13 protein-coding genes and 1 riboswitch are annotated in these 19,275 nt (G+C 65.9%); of the genes, 11 read left to right on the top strand and 2 right to left on the bottom strand.

Annotation, left to right across the window (positions count from 1 at the left end):
• From A9X01_RS12790 to A9X01_RS12740, 11 genes are all read left to right on the top strand, one after another.
• The coding region (locus A9X01_RS12790; RefSeq protein WP_155772066.1) for a DUF2520 domain-containing protein at window positions 1-558 on the top strand (558 nt) is incomplete at its 5' end.
• Complete coding sequence (gene panC / locus A9X01_RS12785) at window positions 555-1,484, top strand: pantoate--beta-alanine ligase (protein WP_065121126.1); 930 nt, start codon at window positions 555-557, stop codon at window positions 1,482-1,484. The genes A9X01_RS12790 and panC, both read left to right, overlap by 4 nt.
• Window positions 1,484-1,903 (top strand): aspartate 1-decarboxylase, encoded by a 420-nt coding sequence (gene panD, locus A9X01_RS12780; RefSeq protein ID WP_065121134.1) that lies wholly within the window; start codon window positions 1,484-1,486, stop codon window positions 1,901-1,903. Before panC ends, panD begins: the two co-directional genes overlap by 1 nt.
• Window positions 1,904-1,905: 2 nt before the next feature.
• Window positions 1,906-2,724 carry a type III pantothenate kinase gene (locus A9X01_RS12775; protein WP_065121125.1) on the top strand — a complete coding sequence of 273 codons (819 nt, stop codon included), beginning with the start codon at window positions 1,906-1,908 and terminating at the stop codon, window positions 2,722-2,724.
• 33 nt (window positions 2,725-2,757) lie between these two features.
• Complete coding sequence (gene lysS, locus A9X01_RS12770) at window positions 2,758-4,269, top strand: lysine--tRNA ligase (protein ID WP_065121124.1); 1,512 nt, start codon at window positions 2,758-2,760, stop codon at window positions 4,267-4,269.
• A 115-nt stretch (window positions 4,270-4,384) separates the two neighbouring features.
• A complete protein-coding gene (gene lsr2 / locus A9X01_RS12765) occupies window positions 4,385-4,723 on the top strand; it encodes a histone-like nucleoid-structuring protein Lsr2 (protein WP_036363110.1) in 339 nt (112 codons plus the stop codon).
• Between the two features lie 302 nt (window positions 4,724-5,025).
• Window positions 5,026-7,560 (top strand): ATP-dependent protease ATP-binding subunit ClpC, encoded by a 2,535-nt coding sequence (gene clpC1 / locus A9X01_RS12760; protein ID WP_065121123.1) that lies wholly within the window; start codon window positions 5,026-5,028, stop codon window positions 7,558-7,560.
• Window positions 7,561-7,584: 24 nt separating this feature from the next.
• A riboswitch (adenosylcobalamin-variant (AdoCbl-variant) riboswitch) is annotated at window positions 7,585-7,657 on the top strand.
• 42 nt (window positions 7,658-7,699) lie between these two features.
• Window positions 7,700-7,909, top strand: a complete 210-nt coding sequence (locus A9X01_RS12755; RefSeq protein ID WP_065121122.1) for a CbtB domain-containing protein — start codon at window positions 7,700-7,702, stop codon at window positions 7,907-7,909.
• 18 nt (window positions 7,910-7,927) lie between these two features.
• Entirely contained in the window at window positions 7,928-8,671 is a 744-nt protein-coding gene (locus A9X01_RS12750; RefSeq protein WP_065121121.1) for a CbtA family protein, read from the top strand.
• Window positions 8,668-9,234 carry a histidine phosphatase family protein gene (locus tag A9X01_RS12745; RefSeq protein WP_065121120.1) on the top strand — a complete coding sequence of 189 codons (567 nt, stop codon included), beginning with the start codon at window positions 8,668-8,670 and terminating at the stop codon, window positions 9,232-9,234. Before A9X01_RS12750 ends, A9X01_RS12745 begins: the two co-directional genes overlap by 4 nt.
• A 71-nt stretch (window positions 9,235-9,305) precedes the next feature.
• Complete coding sequence (locus A9X01_RS12740; protein WP_065121133.1) at window positions 9,306-17,615, top strand: BTAD domain-containing putative transcriptional regulator; 8,310 nt, start codon at window positions 9,306-9,308, stop codon at window positions 17,613-17,615.
• On the opposite strand, the gene A9X01_RS12735 is transcribed toward A9X01_RS12740, so the two are convergent.
• Window positions 17,612-18,979 carry a class A beta-lactamase-related serine hydrolase gene (locus A9X01_RS12735; protein WP_253849118.1) on the bottom strand — a complete coding sequence of 456 codons (1,368 nt, stop codon included), beginning with the start codon at window positions 18,977-18,979 and terminating at the stop codon, window positions 17,612-17,614. The two genes, A9X01_RS12740 and A9X01_RS12735, sit on opposite strands and share 4 nt — an antisense overlap.
• Window positions 18,954-19,271, bottom strand: coding sequence for a mycobilin-forming heme oxygenase MhuD (gene mhuD, locus A9X01_RS12730; RefSeq protein ID WP_036363124.1), 318 nt, complete (start codon window positions 19,269-19,271; stop codon window positions 18,954-18,956). The genes A9X01_RS12735 and mhuD overlap by 26 nt, the downstream gene beginning before the upstream one ends.
• Window positions 19,272-19,275: the final 4 nt, after the last annotated feature.

The following is a 19,275-nucleotide window of genomic DNA, read 5'->3' as shown; positions in this document are numbered from 1 at the left end:
CAGGGCTGCATGCCGCTGGCGATCCATCCCGCCATGACGTTCACCGGCGCTGACGAGGACATCGCGCGGCTGCCCGACACCTGCTTCGGCGTTACCGCGGCCGACGACATCGGCTATGCCATCGGCCAGTCGCTGGTGCTGGAAATGGGCGGCGAGCCGTTCTGCGTGCGCGAGGACGCCCGCGTCCTTTACCACGCCGCCCTGGCTCACGCGTCCAACCACCTGGTCACGGTGCTTGCCGACGCTCTCGAGGCGCTGCGGACGGCGCTGCGCGGCGACGAACTGCTCGGGCAGCAGCGCATCGACAGCCAGCCGGGCGGGATCGCCGAACGCATCGTGGGCCCGCTGGCCCGGGCGGCCCTGGAGAACACGCTGCAACGCGGTCAGGCCGCGCTGACCGGTCCGGTAGCCCGCGGGGACGCCGAGGCCGTCGCCGGCCATCTGCGCGCGCTCGAGGACGCCAACCCGCAACTGGCGCAGGCCTACCGGGTGAACGCGCTGCGGACCGCGCGCCGGGCCCACGCACCCGATGAAGTGCTCGAGGTGTTGGCCCGGTGAAGCTCGGACAGCCGCGCAAATTCAACGCCGGCGAACTCAATCTGTACTCGGTGCCGCGGGAAGTGAGCGACGTCACCCGTGCCCTGCGTCACACCGGCCGGCGGGTGATGCTGGTGCCGACCATGGGTGCGCTGCACGCGGGACACCTTTCCCTGGTTCGCGCCGCCAAGCGGGTGCCGGGCTCGGTGGTCGTAGTGTCGATCTTCGTCAACCCGCTGCAGTTCGGGGCCGGTGAGGATCTCGACGCCTACCCGCGCACCCTGGACGACGACATCGCGCTGTTGCGCGAGGAGGGCGTGGACATCGTGTTCGCACCCAGCGCCGCGGCGATGTATCCCGACGGCATGCGCACCACAGTGCAGCCCGGTCCGCTGGCCGCCGAACTCGAAGGTGCGGCCCGGCCAACGCATTTCGCGGGGATGCTGACGGTGGTTTTGAAGCTGCTGCAGATCGTGCGCCCGGATCGCGCTTTCTTCGGCGAGAAGGACTACCAGCAACTGGTCCTGATCCGGCAGATGGTCACCGATCTGAACCTCGATGTCCAAGTGGTCGGTGTGCCGACCGTGCGGGAAACCGACGGGCTGGCGATGTCGTCGCGCAACCGCTACCTGGATCCGCAGCAGCGGAAACTGGCCGTGGCGCTTTCGGCGGCGCTGACCGCCGGTGCGCACGCCGCCGGCCACGGCGGGCAGGCAGCCCTGGACGCCGCCCGCGCGGTGCTCGATGCCACGCCCGGGCTCTTGGTCGATTATCTGCAGCTGCGCGACACCGAGCTGGGTCCGGTGCCGCGCAACGGATCCGGCCGGCTGTTGATCGCCGCCCGGTTGGGCAGCACCAGACTTCTGGACAACGTTGCAATCCAAATCGGTAACCTCGCCGGCACCTCCGGGCTGGACGAGTACAACCAAAACCAATGGAGGAACTGATGTTACGGACGATGCTGAAGTCGAAGATCCACCGCGCCACCGTCACCCAGGCCGACCTGCACTACGTAGGGTCGGTGACCATCGACGCCGACCTGATGGACGCCGCCGACCTGCTCGAAGGCGAACAGGTCACCATCGTCGACATCGACAACGGCGCCCGCCTGGTCACCTACGCGATCACCGGCGAACGCGGCAGCGGCGTGATCGGAATCAACGGAGCCGCAGCGCATCTGATCCACCCAGGCGACCTGGTGATCCTGATCGCCTACGGGACCATGGAAGACGCCGAAGCGCGGGCATACCGGCCGCGGATCGTGTTCGTCGACGCCCAGAACAAGCAGATCGACCTCGGCAGCGACCCCGCTTTCGTGCCCGACGGCGTCGACGAATTGCTCGACCCGCGCATCGGCGTGCGGTAACCGTGCTGCTGGCGATCGACGTCCGCAACACCCACACCGTCGTCGGTTTGCTCTCGGGGGGCAAAGAACACGCAAAAGTGGTGCAGCAGTGGCGGATACGCACCGAGTCCGAGGTCACCGCGGACGAGCTGGCCCTGACCATCGATGGGCTGATCGGGGACGATGCCGAGCGGCTGACCGGCACCGCCGCGCTGTCCACAGTGCCCTCGGTGCTGCATGAGGTGCGGATCATGCTGGATCAGTACTGGCCGTCAGTGCCGCACGTGCTGATCGAGCCCGGCGTGCGCACCGGAATCCCGCTGCTGGTCGACAACCCCAAAGAGGTCGGCGCCGACCGAATCGTGAACTGCCTGGCCGCCTTCAACAAATTCGGCAAGGCGGCCATCGTCGTGGACTTCGGATCCTCGATCTGTGTCGACGTCGTTTCGGCCAAGGGCGAATTCCTCGGCGGTGCCATCGCGCCCGGCGTGCAGGTGTCCTCCGACGCCGCGGCGGCGCGGTCGGCGGCGCTGCGCCGAGTCGAACTGGCCCGGCCCCGGTCGGTGGTCGGCAAGAACACCGTGGAATGCATGCAGGCCGGTGCCGTGTTCGGTTTCGCCGGACTGGTCGACGGTCTGGTCGAGCGCATCCGGGAGGACGTGAAGGGCTTCTCCGCCGCCGACGACGTCGCGGTCGTCGCGACCGGGCACACCGCGCCGCTGCTGCTGCCCGAGTTGCACACCGTCGAGCACTACGACCAGCACCTGACCCTGCACGGGCTGCGGCTGGTCTTCGAGCGTAACCGGGACGCTCAGCGCGGCCGGCTCAAGACCGCCCACTGAGCGCTCCGACGAGTTCATTTAAGCTGGCACGTCGTGAGTGCCGCCGATCGAGACCCTGACGAGGACCTTCCCGAGCAGTTCCGGATCCGGCGGGACAAGCGCGCTCGGCTGCTGGCCGAAGGCCACGACCCGTATCCGGTGGCCGTGCAGCGCACCCACACCTTGGCCGAGATCCGCGCCGCCTACCCTGATCTGCCGGTTGACACCGCCACCGAGGATGTCGTGGGAGTGGCCGGCCGAGTCGTTTTCGCCCGCAACACCGGTAAATTGTGTTTCGCCACGCTGCAGGACGGCGACGGCACCCAGCTGCAGGCCATGGTCAGCCTCGACAAAGTCGGTCAGCAATCCCTGGACGCCTGGAAGGCGGACGTCGACCTCGGCGACGTCGTTTTCGTGCACGGCACCGTGATCAGCTCACGGCGCGGCGAATTGTCGGTACTGGCCGATTCCTGGCAGATGGGCGCGAAGTCGCTGCGCCCGCTACCGGTCGCGCACAAGGAGATGAGCGAAGAGGCGAGGGTGCGGCAGCGCTACGTCGACCTGATCGTTCGCCCGCAGGCGCGTCAAGTCGCCCGGCAGCGTATTGCGGTTATCCGCGCGATTAGGAATGCACTGGAACGGCGTGGGTTCTTCGAAGTCGAAACGCCGATCCTGCAGACGCTGGCCGGTGGCGCGGCTGCGCGTCCCTTCGTCACGCATTCCAATGCGCTGGACATCGACCTTTACCTGCGTATCGCGCCGGAACTGTTCCTCAAGCGGTGCATCGTCGGAGGTTTTGACAAGGTCTTCGAACTTAATCGGGTGTTCCGAAACGAAGGCACCGATTCCACGCATTCACCGGAATTCTCGATGTTGGAGACCTATCAGACCTATGCCACCTATGACGATTCGGCTGTGGTCACAAGAGAGCTTATTCAAGAGGTAGCCGACGAGGCGCTCGGGACCAGAGAACTGCAGATGCCCGATGGCAGCGTCTACAACATCGACGGAGAATGGGCGACTCTGCAGATGTATTCGTCACTCTCGGACGCACTGGGTGAAGAGATCACACCCGAGACCACGGTCGAACGGTTGCGCTCGATTGCCGACCGACTCTCGGTCGAGATTCCTGACGACCGCGGCTTCGGTCACGGCAAACTCGTCGAGGAACTGTGGGAACACACGGTCGGCAACAGCCTGACCGCACCGACGTTCGTCAGGGATTTTCCGGTCGAGACAACGCCTTTGACCCGCCAGCACCGCAGTATCCCCGGCGTCACCGAGAAGTGGGACCTGTACGTACGGGGAATGGAGTTGGCGACCGGATACTCGGAATTAAACGATCCGGTAGTACAACGGGATAGGTTCGCCGATCAAGCCCGGGCCGCCGCGGCCGGCGATGACGAGGCGATGCAACTCGACGAAGATTTTCTCGCCGCTCTCGAGTTCGGGATGCCACCGTGCACCGGAACGGGAATGGGTATCGACCGCTTGTTGATGTGTTTGACCGGGCTGTCAATTAGGGAGACTGTTTTGTTCCCGATTGTTAGACCACACGCCAACTGAACTGCGCAAGTTCGGCTCGGATTGAGGATTTTCCGCTGTTATGGCAGATTAGTAAGCGGGGAGTCTAAACAAACTGGACCTGTAACTGCTCAGGTAGAAACGCGAGGGTAAGCCAATGGCGAAGAAAGTCACCGTCACCTTGGTCGATGATTTCGACGGTGCCGGCGCCGCCGACGAAACGGTCGAATTCGGGCTTGACGGGGTGACCTATGAGATCGACCTTTCCAGTAAGAATGCGGCAAAACTGCGCAACGACCTGAAGCAATGGGTCGCGGCCGGCCGTCGGGTCGGCGGTAGGCGGCGCGGGCGGTCCGGTTCGGGTCGGGGCCGTGGCGCCATCGACCGCGAACAGAGCGCCGCGATCCGGGAATGGGCGCGCCGCAACGGGCACAATGTGTCGACACGGGGCCGCATCCCGGCCGACGTCATCGACGCTTTCCACGCGGCAACGTAACCGGAACGTAGCCGGCAACGTAACCGGCGAGTCATCGTTTACCGGCGCCCGGGCTTGGACGGCTCGGGCGCCGGTCTTTTCACATTTCTCTCGGGTTTCGCTTGCGGCGAAGCGATCGAGGGCCGGTGCGGGAAACGCATTGGGGTATTTCCTCGTTATTCTGTTGCGCTTCGGCACCGCGGCGCACTGCGAGGTTAGGAACCCTGGCAGGCCGACCATTACAGTGGTTAGAGGTGCACGCTGTCGGCCTTGTACCGACAATGAGGGAGTACCGAATGGTGAGGGAGAGCAGGTAACCGCGGATGTTCGAGAGATTTACCGACCGTGCCCGCAGGGTGGTCGTCTTGGCTCAAGAAGAGGCCAGGATGCTCAACCACAACTACATCGGCACCGAGCACATTCTGTTGGGTCTTATCCACGAAGGTGAGGGCGTCGCAGCGAAGTCGCTGGAGTCGCTGGGCATCTCGCTGGAAGGCGTGCGCAGCCAGGTCGAGGAGATCATCGGCCAGGGCCAGCAGGCCCCGTCCGGGCACATCCCGTTCACCCCGCGCGCCAAGAAGGTCCTGGAGTTGAGCCTTCGTGAGGCGCTGCAGCTGGGCCACAACTACATCGGCACCGAGCACATCCTGCTGGGCCTGATCCGCGAGGGTGAGGGCGTGGCGGCGCAGGTGCTGGTCAAGCTGGGCGCCGAGCTGACCCGGGTGCGCCAGCAGGTGATCCAGCTGCTGTCCGGCTACCAGGGCAAGGAAGCCGCGGAGGCCGGCACCGGCGGCCGCGGGGGCGAGTCCGGCAGTCCGTCCACGTCGCTGGTGCTCGACCAGTTCGGCCGCAACCTGACCGCGGCCGCGATGGAGGGCAAGCTGGACCCGGTCATCGGCCGCGAGAAGGAAATCGAGCGGGTGATGCAGGTGCTGAGCCGGCGCACCAAGAACAACCCGGTGCTGATCGGCGAGCCGGGCGTCGGCAAGACCGCCGTGGTCGAGGGCCTCGCGCAGGCCATCGTGCACGGCGAGGTGCCCGAGACGCTCAAGGACAAGCAGCTCTACACGCTGGACCTGGGATCGCTGGTCGCCGGCTCCCGCTACCGCGGTGACTTCGAAGAGCGCCTGAAGAAGGTGCTCAAGGAAATCAACACGCGCGGCGACATCATCCTGTTCATCGACGAGCTGCACACGCTGGTCGGTGCGGGCGCCGCCGAGGGTGCCATCGACGCAGCCAGCATCCTGAAGCCGAAGCTGGCCCGCGGGGAGCTGCAGACCATCGGCGCCACCACGCTCGACGAGTACCGCAAGTACATCGAGAAGGACGCCGCACTGGAGCGCCGCTTCCAGCCGGTGCAGGTCGGCGAGCCCACGGTGGAGCACACCATCGAGATCCTCAAGGGTCTGCGCGACCGTTACGAGGCGCACCACCGCGTGTCGATCACCGACCCCGCCCTGGTGGCGGCGGCGACGCTGGCCGACCGTTACATCAACGACCGGTTCCTGCCGGACAAGGCAATCGACCTGATCGACGAGGCCGGGGCCCGCATGCGCATCCGTCGCATGACTGCGCCGCCAGACCTGCGCGAGTTCGACGAAAAGATCGCCGAGGCGCGCCGGGAGAAGGAATCGGCGATCGACGCCCAGGACTTCGAGAAGGCCGCCAGCCTGCGCGACCGCGAGAAGACCCTGGTCGCGCAGCGTGCCGAGCGGGAAAAGCAGTGGCGTTCGGGTGATCTGGACGTGGTCGCCGAGGTTGATGACGAGCAGATCGCCGAGGTGCTGGGTAACTGGACCGGTATTCCGGTGTTCAAGCTGACCGAGGCCGAGACCACGCGCCTGCTGCGCATGGAGGACGAGCTGCACAAGCGGATCATCGGCCAGGAGGACGCCGTCAAGGCGGTCTCCAAGGCGATCCGCCGTACCCGTGCCGGACTGAAGGACCCCAAGCGTCCCTCGGGCTCGTTCATCTTTGCCGGCCCGTCCGGTGTCGGTAAGACCGAGCTGTCCAAGGCGCTGGCCAACTTCCTGTTCGGGGACGACGACGCGCTCATCCAGATCGACATGGGTGAGTTCCACGACCGGTTCACCGCGTCGCGGCTGTTCGGTGCCCCGCCGGGATACGTCGGCTATGAAGAGGGCGGCCAGCTCACCGAGAAGGTTCGCCGCAAGCCGTTCAGTGTGGTGTTGTTCGACGAGATCGAGAAGGCGCACCAGGAGATCTACAACAGCCTGTTGCAGGTTCTCGAGGACGGTCGGCTCACCGATGGTCAGGGTCGCACGGTGGACTTCAAAAACACCGTCCTGATCTTCACGTCGAACCTGGGGACATCCGACATCTCCAAGCCTGTCGGCCTCGGGTTCAGCCAGACCGGCGGCGACAACAACTACGAGCGGATGAAGCAGAAGGTCAACGACGAGCTGAAGAAGCACTTCCGCCCGGAGTTCCTGAACCGCATCGACGACATCATCGTCTTCCACCAGCTGACTCGCGACGAGATCATCCGGATGGTCGACCTGATGATCAACCGGGTGGCCACTCAGCTCAAGAGCAAGGACATGGCCCTCGAGCTGACCGACAAGGCCAAGTCGCTGCTGGCCAAGCGCGGCTTCGACCCGGTGCTGGGTGCCCGGCCGTTGCGCCGCACCATCCAGCGCGAGATCGAGGACCAGCTCTCGGAGAAGATCCTGTTCGAAGAGATCGGTCCCGGCCAGATCGTGACCGTCGATGTGGACAACTGGGACGGTGAAGGTGCGGGCGAGGACGCGGTCTTCACCTTCACCGGCACTCGCAAGCCACCGGCGGAGCCAGACCTGGCGAAGGCAGGCGCCGGCGGTCCCGGGACGTCGGGATAGTCAGGCCGGTAACCCACGGCCCAGCTGACGAGCTACGGAATCTGGTGAAATTCCAGAACGGTCGCGCCACTGTCACAGTCAGACCCGTAGCCGTCACCAACCACCAGCGGGACGCGAAAATCCCAGAAGGAGTTCGATCGTGACGAATGCACCGACCGCCCGGGCTGGCGCAGTTGACCTGTCGGCGGCAAGCGCGGCCCTGTGGCTTGCGGCCGCTACCGTGTTGGCATTGTTGGCGATCTATTTCGTCGGCATCGAGCAGGGGGCTGTGTCACTGTTCGGCAGTGATGCACACGTCCACGAATTCTTCCACGACGCAAGGCATCTGCTCGGGTTCCCCTGCCACTAGCCGCACGGGCCTGAGGCAATGGAGAAGCGCCTGATCCTGCGTGGCCTGCTGGCCGGTGCGGTAGGTGCCGTGGCGGCATTCGTCTTCGCCCGCCTGGTCGCTGAGCCCGTGATCAGTCGGGCGATCGATTTCGAGGAACGCCGCGCCGACGCCGCCCCCGGGGTGCACGAACACGGCGCGGAGTTGTTCAGTCGCGGGGTGCAGGGCAACGCCGGGCTGGGCTTCGGGGTCCTGATTTTCGGTGTCGCGATCGGTGTGCTTTTCGCAGTGCTGTTCTGCGTTGCGTACGGCCGCATCGGAGCCGTTGCGCCGCAACCCTTTTCGATGCAACTCGCGGCGGTCGCGTTCACGGTGCTTTATCTGGTGCCGTTTCTGAAGTACCCGGCGAACCCGCCGGCGGTCGGCCAGTCCGGCACCATCGGATTCCGTACCGGGTGGTATCTGGTGCTGGTGGCCGCCTCAGGGGTGCTGGCGATAGCTGCCACCTGGCTTGCTCGACGGCTGTCGTCGCGATTGGGCGCGTGGCGAGCCGGGCTGCTTGGGGTAGGTACGTATTTCGCGGCGGTCACGGGGGTGGCGCTGGCGTTGCCGACGGTGCACGAGACTCCGGCGAACTTCCCAGCCGATGTGCTCTACGACTTCCGCCTCGTCTCGCTTGGCGCCCAGTTGGTGCTGTGGGCGGGCATCGGGCTGACCTTCGCGACGCTGGCGGCGCGACTGTTGGGCGGGGACGCTGAGCGGGCGACGAGTTTGGCGGCGTGACCGGAGTTCTTCGGCTGACGTTGGTGTCGCACGCAATGACCGATGCGATGGCGGCCGGGCGTTTCCCGGTCGACGAGCCACTCAGCGAGCTGGGACGAAAGCAGGTCGACGCGGTCCGGGTGACCAGAGCACTCGGGTTGCGAGGTGAGGTCCGCCCGGTGAGCGCACCCGAACACCGCACCCAGCAGACCGCCAAGCTGCTGGGTCTGAGGCCGGGGATCGAGCCGCAATTGGCCGACCTGGACTGCGGCGGCTGGCGCGGACAGTCGCTGGCCGATCTCGGCGATGGTCAGCTGGGACCATGGCTCACCGATCCGGCGGCCAAACCTCACGGCGGAGAGTCGGTGCTGGATCTCCGCGAGCGGGTGGCGGGGTGGTTGGCGTCGCTGCAGGCGGCGAGTGATCCGAGGCAGACCGTGGCCGTCACCCATCCCTCCGTCGTCCGGGCGGCGATCCTGCTCGCCCTGGACACCCCACCGGCATCGTTCTGGCGGATCGACGTGGCACCGGTGAGCCGCACCGTGCTGCATTTCCGCGGGGCGGGCTGGACGCTGCGGCTGTAAACCTTTACCCGATCTTGACCAGCTATTGAATCGTCTTACCGACGATGGTCGATGTGAGTACGCTTCCATCGGTGGAACTGGGGGTTTTGGGACCTCTGCGCGTCTGGCAGCACGGAGCGCCCGTCACGATCCCGGGCGCCAAGCCGCGCGCCATCCTCACGTTGCTCGGATTGCACGAGGGTTCGGTGGTATCGGCGGACACGCTGATCGAGCTGCTGTGGGGAGATGACCCGCCGCGCACCGCCGCCAAGGCTCTGCAGACCCACATCTCGTCGCTTCGTCGGACACTCGGCGACGGAGTGGTGGTGACCGCGGGCGCGGGCTGGACGTTGCAGGGGCCCGAAGTCGACGCCGCGCGCTTCCGGACGGCGGCCAAGATGGGACGCGAGGCCGCAACGGCCGGCGACACCAGCCAGGCGGTGGCCCGCTTCGAGGAAGCATTGCGGCTATGGCGCGGAATCCCGGAACTGCCCGAAGGGCGGCGCGGACTGTCCGAGAAGACCCGCTGGATCGAAGGCCACGCCGCACTGGTCGAGGACCGCGCGGACGCGGTGCTGGCTACGGGCCGCGCCGCTGAAGTCATCGGCGATCTGGAGGCCGCGGTGGCCGATGCGCCGTTACGCGAAAGGCGTTGGGGCCAACTGATGCTGGCCCTCTACCGGTCCGGCAGGCAGGGTGAGGCGCTCGGCGCTTTCCAGCGGGCGCGAGCGCTGTTGGCGGACGAGCTCGGGATGGATCCGGGACCGGAGCTGCGCCGGCTGGAGGCCGCGATCGTGGCCCAGGACCCCTCGTTGGATCATGTTGCCGAACAACAACTCTCATCGGTCACCCGTGCGGTCACCTTCCTGCTGACCGACATCGAGGGATCAACCGCCGCCTGGGAGGCCGACGCCGGGGCGATGGCGGTGGCGCTTGCGCGGCACGACGAGCTGGTCCTGCAGGTGGTCACCTCGCGCGGGGGACGGTTGATCAAGACCCGAGGCGAAGGTGATGCGACGTTCTCGGTGTTCGACCGGCCCTCCGCGGCCGCGGCCGCGGCCATCGATCTACAGGAAGCGATCGGCCACGAGCCCTGGGCGTTGCCCGCACCCATGCGGGTCCGCATCGCCCTGCATACCGGTGAGGTCGAGCTGCGCGACGGTGACTATTTCGGTCGCGCGGTCAACCGTGCCGCCCGGCTGCGGTCGCTGGCCGAGGGTGGTCAGATCCTGTGCTCGGGAGCGACCGCTGAGCTGGTCATCGACACCCTGCCGGACGATGTCGAGCTCGCCGATCTGGGCATGCGTCAGTTGCGTAACCTCGCGCGTCCCGAACACGTCTTCGAGCTGCGGCTCGGCGCCGCCGCCGACGTCGCGCAGCCGCAGACCAGCGATGAACCGATGCAGCACCCCGAGCTTCCCGCGGTGCTGCTGGGCGCCGGGCCGTTCGTCGGGCGCGGCGCCGAACTCGAGAAGCTGCTGTCGACATGGCAGACGGCATCGATCGGCGGAGCGTGCGCGGTCCTGGTCGCCGGCGAGCCGGGCGTGGGCAAGACACGTTTGGCGGGCGAATGGTCGCAGCGGGCCTTCGCCCAGGGAGCGGTGGTGCTGTACGGGCGTTGCGACGAAGACCTCGGCGCTCCCTACCAGCCGTTCGCGGAGGCCCTACGTTCGCTCGTGCCGTCGGTTGGGGCCAAGCGGCTGCGAGAGTTGCGCGGCGTCGAGGCGCTGCTTGCGCTGGTGCCCGGTCTGGGTGATGTCGTACCCGATCTCGTCAACCCGCCCCGTTTCGACCCGGACACCGAACGCTACGCACTCTTCGACGCCGTCGTCGGGGTGCTGGAAATTGCGTCGCGCAGCGCGCCGGTGGTGCTGGTTCTCGATGACCTGCACTGGGCGGCCAAGTCGACGCTGCTGTTGCTGCGGCATGTGCTGCGCTTCGGTGAGCGCGCTCGCCTGCAGGTCATCGGCACCTACCGCAGCACCGACCTGGACCGTTCCCACCCGTTGGCGGCGATGCTCGCCGACCTACACCGTGACGGCAGTGCCTACCGACTCAGCCTCGGCGGGCTCGATGAGCACGACGTCACCGCATACGTGGCCGAAGCCGGATACGACGACGAGGAACTAGCGCACGCGCTGGCGTCGGTGACGGGTGGCAACCCCTTCTTTCTTATCGAGGCCCTGCGCCACGTTGACGAAAGCGGTGGCGTGTGGGACCAGACGACCCTGCCGCAGGGGGTGCGCGAGGCGGTCAGCCGCAGACTTTCGCGGCTGCCGGGCGCGACCAATAAAGCTCTCGCCGCGGCCGCCGTCGTCGGCAGCCGATTCGCGGTGGACCTGGTCGAGCAGGTGGTCGGCAGCGACCTCGTCGATGCGTTTGACGAAGCGTGCCAGGCCGGCATTCTGATCGAGGAACCCGGTGGTCACTACCGGTTCAATCACGCCCTGGTTCGTCAGTCGCTGCTGGCCGAACTGGCCTCGGTGCGGCGGATGCGGTTGCACCAGCGCATTGCCACCACGTTGGAGACCCTGCCCCACGCCGGCGATGAACTGCTGGCCGAGCTGGCTCATCACTACTTCGAATGCGCGTGGGCCGGCAATGCGGTCAAAGCCGTCGAGTACTGCCGGCGCGCCGGGGACCAGGCGATGACCCGCCTCGCCTACGAGGGCGCCGCCGACCTCTACGATCACGCCCTGCACGCGCTCGAGGAACTGGACGACGAGCTGCCGGACCGCGACGAGCAGGAAGCCGAGCTGCTGGTGGCCCGCTGTGAAGCCCTTTTGGCCGCGGGCGACATGGTTTCGGCAGCGGATGCGATCGCGCAACTGCAAGACGTGACAAAGGCTTCGGCCCGGTTGGCGGCGTGGGCGACGTGCTTCGACGGACAGCTGTCGATGCTGATCCATCCCGAACGATTGGACGATACCGAAGTCGCATTGACGTCGGCCGCGCGGCAACTGGCCGAATTGGGCGATGCCGCAGGGGAAGCCAAGGCACATATTGTGCGGGCCGGCTGCCTGGCTCGCCTCGGCCGGTTCGCCGACTCCGAAATCGCGTTGGACGACGCCCTGACCGCGGCGCGACGCGCGCACGACCATCGCTGGGTCAACGCGGTGCTGGCCGGGGCGCCGTTGGCCGCCCTGTGGGGACCGAATCCCGTTCCGCGCGCAGGCGGTCGGTGCCTTGACGTGGTACGACTGCTGCGGATCACCACCGACTCGCCGGCCGTCGAGGCGACCTCCACGCGGTGCCAGGCGGTGCTGGAAGCGTTCCGCGGCCGGACTGCCGCTGCTCGCCGAATGATGGATTCGGCTCGGCGCAGCGTCACCGAACTCGGTCTACGCCACGCGCTGCTGGAAGTTGAGCATTTTGCCGGGATCGTCGAACTGATCGCCGACGACCCCGCGGCCGCTGAACCGCATCTGCGCCAGGCCTACAACGGATTCCGTCGCATGGGCCTTGATGCCGACGCCGCCGAGGCGGCGGCGATGTTGGGCCGCGCGTGCCTTGCCCTGAATCGTGATGTCGATGCTTTCGAACTATGCGCAGAGAGCGAGCGCCTGGCCGGCCATGCCTTGAAGGCCTCGATCGCATGGCGTGCGCTGCGCGCCCAATTGCTCTCGCGCGCAGGTGATTATGTGCAAGCGCGGCGCGTCGCCCAGGATGCGGTTGCCCTCGCCGAGCGGACCGATGCTCTGCTTGATCACGGTGATGCCTGTCTGACGCTGGCGATGGTGTGCGTTCCCGCCGGTGATACGACGGGTGCGCGTGCCGCCGCCGAGCGCGCGGCCGGCTTGTATGACCGCAAAGGCGCTGTGGCTCTTGCCGAGAAGGCCCGGGCGGTGATGGGAGTCGGGGACCCTTCTGTCGTGGTGGCCCCACCGAGAGCGCCGGTCGCCGATTCGGGCAACGAGTGCGTGCGGGCTATCGGACGGCTCATCGCCGCGCTGAACAGCGGGGAGTGGAGCGAAGTCGAGCAAGTGATGGCTACCGATATCGAAATCGAAAGTCGCCGAAAGGTAGTCGGCTTCTCGCGTGAGGACCGGTCCGCACGCACCTGGGCCGAAGAGCTGAAGCGTCTTCCGGATGAGATGGGCAGCACTCATTACAGCTACGAGGTCCTCGCCATACGAGGCGAGCGGCTGGCCCTCGTCCGCGTCGAAGTGGGAACCGCCGATGTTGACCCTGGGGCACCGCGAGACGAGATGCTGCACGTGGTGAGGCTTGACGAGGAAGGGCGTCTTGCCCGGTCCGTCTGGTTCGACCTCGACGACATCGACATTGCCCGCACCGAACTCGATGCGGAAAGTGTGCGGCTTCAACAGCGGCGGGTACCGCTGCTGGAAAACGCGGCGAGTAGAGCCGGCGAGTTGTTGCGCGCGCTGTTCACGGCCCGCGACTGGGACGGCATGGCAGCGCTCTTGGCCGAGCACGTTTGCTTCGAGGACCGTCGCCGGACAGTGAACGCCGGCCTGCGCCGGGGCAGAGCTGCCGCGCTCGAGGAAATCGCGGCCACGGTGGACATAGGGGTCCAGGCCGCTACGGCGGACGTCATCGCGACCCGCGGTGACCGCCTTGTTCTGAGCCGCACGCAGACTTGGGCGCGAGACAGACGACCCGAGGCGTTCCACACCGAAGTGTTCGACGTTATCGAGGTCGGTGCCGACGGGCGCATCCTGGCGCGAATCGTGTTCGATATCAATGAGTTTACGTCGGCGATTGCCGAGCTTGATGCGCGTTACCTCGCGGGTGAGGCGAGTCCCCATGCGCATGCCTGGTCGGTGATAGCGCGGGGTTACGCATCACTGAACCGCCGCGAGATGCCCCAGACGCCGGATGATTTGGTCAGTATCGATCATCGCCGCACGGCCCGCTACGCGCCTGGGGAGTTGATCGCGTACGTGCGTGCTGGCTGGGAGCTCGACCAACACATCACCACCTACGTCGAGGTTGTGCATCGGCTGACCGATGTAGGGGCGGTCGTCACCCATGCTGCGCTGGGAAGCTCGCGCGAAGGCTTCGACGCCGAATGGCGCGGTGTCGATCTGCTGACCGTCGAAGGCGATCTCGTCAATCGCTCCGAGGTTTTCGACGAGGCCGACCTCGGTGCCGCGCTGGCCCGGTTCGCGGAATTGCAGCCTCAGGTACGGCGGTTGGACAACGCGGCAAGCAGGATGGGAGAACGCTTGCTGGCGCACCTCGCTGCCGGCGAGTGGGACACCATCACCGACTTGTTCGCCACAGATTACTGCAACGACGATCGCCGGCCGGTTGTCCGCGAGGTCCGAAAGGGCCGAGACGACCAGATCGCGAATTTGCATGCGGTAGTTGACCTCTGGCCTGCGACTGTCGCTTCGAGCGCGCTGGCGACCCGTGGCGAGCGCTTAGTCCTTGACCGTCTCTGCTTCTCCAATCTCGACGAAGGATCGACGGCGTTTTCGACGGAAGTGCTCGGAATCCTGGAACTCAACACCGACGGACAGATCGCAGCGTGTATTTTCTTCGAGGCGAATGATTTCGAAGCGGCCCTCGCCGAACTCGATGCGCGTTACCTCGCCGGGGAAGCGTCTACCTACGCAGATACCTGGGCGCCGATCATGCGGGCTTTCGCAGGGCTCAACCGGCACGAACTGCCCGCCACCACTGCAGATTGGATTAACATCGACCACCGCCGGGGAGCGTCGTTTGCCCCAGGCGAGATGGCTGATCTGCTCAGTGCGGCATGGAATCACGCGTCGAATGTGCAGAGTTATGTCGAGACCGTGCATCGGCTGAATGACTTGGGGGCGGTTATCGCCCACGCGGCGCAGGAGACATCACACGACGGTTTGCGCGCTGAGTGGCGCGTTATCAGCGTTGTCACGCTTGAAGGTGGCGAATTTAGTCACGGGGAGGTTTTCGACGAGGCGGACTTGGAAGCCGCTCTCGCACGGTTCGAGGAGTTGCAGCGTCGGCCACGGCGGCTGCAGAACGCCGCTAGCCGGGCCTGTGCGCGGTTCGGGGCTGCATTCACCGTGCGTGATTGGGACGTGATCGCGGATGCGTTGGCCGACAATGCAATAACTGATGACCGTCGTCGCGTAGTGCGCGCCGGGCGCAGGTGCGGCCGCGATGCAGTCATCGCCGATCTGGGTGCGATCGCGGGGCTGGGAGCGACCAGCATCGCATCAAAGGTTTTGGCGGTTCGCGGAGATCGTCTGGTGCTGAATAAGACTCGATTCTCGGGTGGGAACGCCCTGCCCGAGCGCTACGACGCCGAGGCACTCGTGCTGGTCGAAATCGATTGTGATGACCGGATGACGGCGCACATCGCCTTCGATGTCGATGACTTGGACGCAGCGTTCGCCGAGTTGGACGAGCGTTACGTGGCTGGTGAGGCAGCGCCGCACGCGCACGCGTGGACAGGTATCTTGCGTGCCCTGTCGGGTGTCAACCGACACGAACTCGTCGGGACCACACCCGACTGGGTGAACATTGATCATCGGCGGGCTACGGCCTTCCCGCCTGGTGACGTGATCGCCTACATCCAGGCCTCGTGGGAACTCACCCCGAACCGAAGGGTCTACTTCGAGGCCGTCGATCAACTCAGCGACCTCGGCGCCGTCGTCACCTGGGTGGCCGACGGAACGTCCGGAGAAGGCTTCGACGCCGAGTGGCGGGGTGTCGACATCATCACCGTCGAGGGCGACCTGGTCAGCCGGTTCGAGATGTTTGATGAGTCAGACCGTGACGTGGCGCTGGCCCGGTTCGACGAACTGCAGCGGCAGACTCGACGGCTAGAAAATATCGCGAGCTTGTCGACCGTGCGCTATTGGGATCGCATCGGAGCACAGGACTGGGCGACGTTGGGCGCGATGATGACGGAGGACACCTGCTCCAACGACCGACGGCGAATCATCAACGCCGGGATCCGACACGGTAAAGACGCCGAGATCGCCGATCTGCAGGCGATAGTTGCCACCGGAACCAAGAAGGCCAAAGTGACGGTCATCGCGACACGCGCGCAACGTCTCACGCTGTGCCATTTGGTCCTGACCGGACGAGACACGCGGCCAGAGGCGTTCCACAGCGAGATGTTGGCCATAGCCGAGGTCGACGCCGACGGCCGGCTTGCGGCGCGTGTCCTGTTCGATGTTGACGACGTCGATTGCGCTATGAAAGAACTCGACGCTCGCTACCTCGCCGGGGAAGCGGCGCCGCACTCACGCACCTGGTCGCTTGTGACGAGCGCCTATGCTGCCTTCACTCGGCATGAGCTTCCCGAGACGTCGCCCGACTGGGTGGATGCCGATCATCGACCGGTGGTAGGGATCGAGAAGGGCGATCTCGGCCGATCGCTCCGCGCCATATGGGACCTGGCGCCGCAAGCCAGCATCTACGTCGAGGAGGTGCATCGATTGGCCGCGCTGGGAGCTGTCGTCACCCACGTTGTGCAGGCGACAACGGGTGACGGCCTAGATGCCGAGTGGCGGGTGGTCGCCCTGCTGACGTTCGAAGGCGACCAGCTCAGCCGCTGCGAGATCTTCGACGAATCGGACGTCGACGCGGCGCTCGCCCGGTTCACCGAGCTTGAGCGGCTGACTCACAAACTTGCTAACCCCGCGCTTCGGGCGTGGCAGCGTGTGATCGACGCGTTCAACCGCCGCGACCTGGATGGCCTGCTGGCTCTCGGGGCCGCGGACGGGCGGTTCGAGGACCGCCGAATAGGCCTGCGCGATGTCTTGGCAGGACCGGAACGGCGCAAGGTCATACAAACCATGTTCGAGACGGCGCCGAGTGGCTGGCGGTTGGAAGTGGACGCCATAGCGATCAGAGGCTCTCGTCTCTCGCTGACGCGGGTCCGCTATCGAGACAATGATTCGCCTGGCCGACCGATTGCCGTCGAACTATTACAGGTCGTCGAACTCGCCGAGGACGGCCTGATTCGAACCGCCGTGAGCTTCGACGCTGACGACATCGACGCAGCGTTCGCCGACCTCGACGCCCGCTACCTCGCCGGCGAAGCGGCCCGGTACGCGCACACCTGGTCGCTCGTGATGAGCGGGTATGCCGCGCTCAATCGACACGAGCTTCCCGAGACAACGACGGACTGGGTAGACGACGATCATCGACCGCTGGTAGCGGTCGGCAAGGGCGACCTGGGCCGTTCACTCCGTGTCGCGTGGGAGCTCGCACCGCAGGCAGCCGTTCGCGTCGAGGCGGTGCACCGGTTGGGCGAACTGGGAACGGTGGTCACCCATGTGGTCCGCGGGAGTTCGCGCGAGGGTATGGACGCCGAGTGGCGGGATGTCATCCTGCTGATGTTCGACGGCAACAAGATCAGCAGGTGCGAAGTCTTTGACGAGGCAGACCTCGACGCCGCTCTCAGCGTCTTCGACGAACTGACGCAGCAGCCCTAACGGGGAGCCACCATCGCAAAGGCCTGCTTGGCGACCTTCAACATCCAACTGGTCACGGTGGGCCCGTGATCACGCGGCCAGTTCAGCTGGAAGCTGACCACATACGGCTGACCGGTCTTGTCGACCGCGTACCAGCTGAACGTCAAATCCCCCGGTAGACCACCGGCTTTCGCGCCGATATACGGCCACACTTGACGGTCCAGTTGAATCCCGGACACGGCCGACAGGATCTGGCGGACCGGAGCGGCCCGGCCGACAGCGTCGGCCTGCAGCGCCACATGCACTCGGCAGATATCCTGCGCATTGCCATACCATTCGGCGCCGTAATTGGACGCGGGCGTGTGGGCCCGGGTCGGGTCCGGTTGATACGGAGTGGAATTCGCCTGCCCCAGCAGCGCCGCCCGCTCTTGTTGCGTGGCGTGCTTCCAGCGCTCCCGCAGATCGGGCTGACCCCAACCGACCGAAAAGAGTTCATACATGGTCGGAAACGGCGTCATGCTGGCCGGGTCGTGATGGCCCGCGGTTGCCAGAGCTTCTTCGATGGCCCGGGTTCCCAACTTACCGATCAGCAGATCGGTGGCCATGTTGTCGCTGGTGGCTATCATCTTCTCGGCCGCGGTACGAACCGAAACCTGTTCGCCGGGAGCAAGTTCCAGGCCCGACGAACCGACGGCCTTGCTCTTCTCGGTGACCGTCAACTGGTCGTCCCAGGACACCGTCCCGCGCTGAATTGCTCCGGCCAGGGCGTGCAACACGTAGAGCTTGAAAATCGAAGCCAGCGGCAAAGATTCGCCGGCATTGGCGCCTGCTACCGGATCACAGTTGCCGTTGTCGACCTTCGCGACCTGATACGAGTAACGGGCGCCGGTGGTGTTCAGCACCGTCTCGATGTCATGCCACGAATTGATCGGCGGCGGGGGTTGGGTCTCCAGTTCGAACCGGTCCACCTCACCCAGGTCATTGGTATGAATGCGGATGTCCTGGCGCGCGCCGTACGAGGAGACGAGCTGCAACGTCGCGACGTTGGCGCCGATGTAGATCCCGCTCAACTTGAACGGGCGATCCCACCACAGCGTCTCCATGGTGGCTTCGACCGATTCCACCTGATCCGCCGCGGCCAGAGTGCGCACACCCACCGGCCCGATCGGCCAATCGGAATTCAACATGTCCATCGTCTGCTGAGCCCGCAGACCCGGCGGTGTCGTGGTGTCGATCCGGTGCCCGGCATTGGCCGCATTGGCCGATGGGGTCGGCGAGGACGAGCAACTCGAAGTAAGCGTGACGACAAGCGCGGCGGCGGCGCTCAGGGCCACCACACGGCGCCGCGCCGCACGCCGGCTACTGCGCCGAAGTGTTCCCAGCAACGTCGAGCACGACCTCGAATTCCAGGAGCGAAGCACCGGTGGCCACCGGGTTGGCACGCTGACCAGCATGCGCCTGAATGGCGGGCCCGCTCGCCCAAGCCTGGAACGCCTCGTCGGACTCCCAGTGCGTCACCACGAAGTACCGGTCCTCGCCCTTGACCGGGCGCAGGAGCTGAAAGCCGAGGAACCCGGGCGAGTTCTCGACGGCGTGTGCGCGATGCGCGAACCGCTTTTCCAGCTCAGGGCCAGCGTCGGGCGGCACCTCGATTGCGTTGATTTTCACCACTGGCATGGAG

This window comes from Mycobacterium asiaticum (genome assembly GCF_001668675.1).
Taxonomy (GTDB): domain Bacteria; phylum Actinomycetota; class Actinomycetes; order Mycobacteriales; family Mycobacteriaceae; genus Mycobacterium; species Mycobacterium asiaticum_D.
This window is presented reverse-complemented; position numbering and strand designations above follow the sequence as displayed.

Bases quoted from the DNA above. Each gene is read 5' to 3' on its own strand.
- mhuD (WP_036363124.1), bottom strand. From the start codon at position 19,271: ATGCCAGTGGTGAAAATCAACGCAATCGAGGTGCCGCCCGACGCTGGC.
- lsr2 (WP_036363110.1), top strand. From the start codon at position 4,385: ATGGCGAAGAAAGTCACCGTCACCTTGGTCGATGATTTCGACGGTGCC.
- A9X01_RS12750 (WP_065121121.1), top strand. From the start codon at position 7,928: ATGGAGAAGCGCCTGATCCTGCGTGGCCTGCTGGCCGGTGCGGTAGGT.
- clpC1 (WP_065121123.1), top strand. From the start codon at position 5,026: ATGTTCGAGAGATTTACCGACCGTGCCCGCAGGGTGGTCGTCTTGGCT.
- panD (WP_065121134.1), top strand. From the start codon at position 1,484: ATGTTACGGACGATGCTGAAGTCGAAGATCCACCGCGCCACCGTCACC.